Source organism: Glaciibacter sp. 2TAF33, from assembly GCF_052114945.1.
Lineage (GTDB): Bacteria > Actinomycetota > Actinomycetes > Actinomycetales > Microbacteriaceae > Cryobacterium.
In genome coordinates, this window is record NZ_JBFRFS010000028.1 from 1 (window position 1) to 1341 (window position 1341).

Consider the following 1341-nt stretch of genomic DNA (forward strand, 5'->3'; position numbering starts at 1 on the left):
TGAACTGCTCCCCGGGAGTTGGACTGAATAATTCAGTTTCGATTCCTGGGGAGCAGTTTTATGCATCCACGTAGTTCGTTGTCGGTGTCGTCGCGCGAAGCGGCGGTAGCGTTGTTCGAAGAGGGATTTGGCGACTCCGCCGTTGCGTCGCGTTTGGGCGTCGCGCGGTGGCCGGTCAGGGCTCTCTTCAGCAAGTGGCGTATTCATGGCAGAGGAGTACTCGTGCCGAGTCGTACGAAAACGGCGTACTCGTTCGAGTTCAAACTCGATTTGGTCAGGCGGGTGCTCTGCGGGGAAGCAGCACCCGGCGAACTCGCTCAAGAGCATGGGATTTCGTCGCCCAACTTGGTCAAAAAGTGGGTGCGTGCCTATCGCCGGGACGGTGAGGATGCGTTGCGTCCGAAACCGCGAGGGCGCCCCAAAGGCAACGCGACGCTTGCTCCGCTGACCGAGCTTGAGCGGTTGCAGCAGGAGAACGAGCGCCTGGCAGCGGAGAACGCGTACCTAAAAAAATTGCGGGCCTTGAGAGCGCAAGGACGGCAGTGAAAGCGCACGCTGTCGCCTCTCTCAAGGCAGAGCACTCTCTGCAGTTGTTGCTCGACGCCGCCGGGCTGGCCCGGTCAACGTTTTTCTATCATCTGGCGCGACTGGACCGGGTCGATCCGCAGGCCGAGCTGAAGGCCGCGATCACTGRAGCGTTCAACAACGCCCGCGGACGGTATGGCCACCGGCGAATTCACACCGTCCTCGCCCGCCAAGGCTGGCAGGTAGCGAAGAAAACGGTGCTGAAGCTCATGCGGGCGCTCGGCTTGGTCTGCAAAGTGCGACAGAAACGCAAATACAACTCGTGGAAGGGCGAGACCGGCATCGTCGCGCCCAACCTGCTCCAGCGCGACTTCACTGCCGCTCGACCGAACGAGAAATGGGTGACCGACGTGACCGAGTTCCGGCTCGGTGACCAGAAGGTGTATCTCTCGCCGATCATCGACCTCTTCGATCGCTCCGTGATCGCTCACACCATCAGCCGAGCACCGAACCTGGAGCTAACAAACGAGTCGCTCACACAAGCGATCAAGACGCTCACCGCCGGGGAGAAACCCTTGGTGCACTCCGACCAGGGCTTCCAGTATCAGCACGCCTCATGGCGAAAAATCCTCCAGACCGTCAACGCAACACAGTCGATGTCCCGAAAAGCAACGTGCCTGGACAACGCGGTCGYCGAGAACTTCTTCGGCCATCTCAAAGAAGAAGCCTTCCACCACGACACCTTCGACAACGTCGACGACCTCGTCACAGCCATCACCGAATACATCCACTGGTACAACACCGACCGGATATCGA

2 protein-coding genes are annotated in these 1341 nt (G+C 59.9%); both read left to right on the forward strand.

The window, feature by feature from the left end; genetic code table 11:
- The first annotated feature begins 222 nt into the window (after positions 1–222).
- Complete coding sequence (locus AB4Y94_RS17760; protein ID WP_441729348.1) at positions 223–546, forward strand: transposase; 324 nt, start codon at positions 223–225, stop codon at positions 544–546.
- Positions 543–1341, forward strand: a 799-nt coding sequence (locus AB4Y94_RS17765; RefSeq protein WP_441729349.1) for an IS3 family transposase, incomplete at its 3' end; no start/stop codon positions are given. The genes AB4Y94_RS17760 and AB4Y94_RS17765, both read left to right, overlap by 4 nt.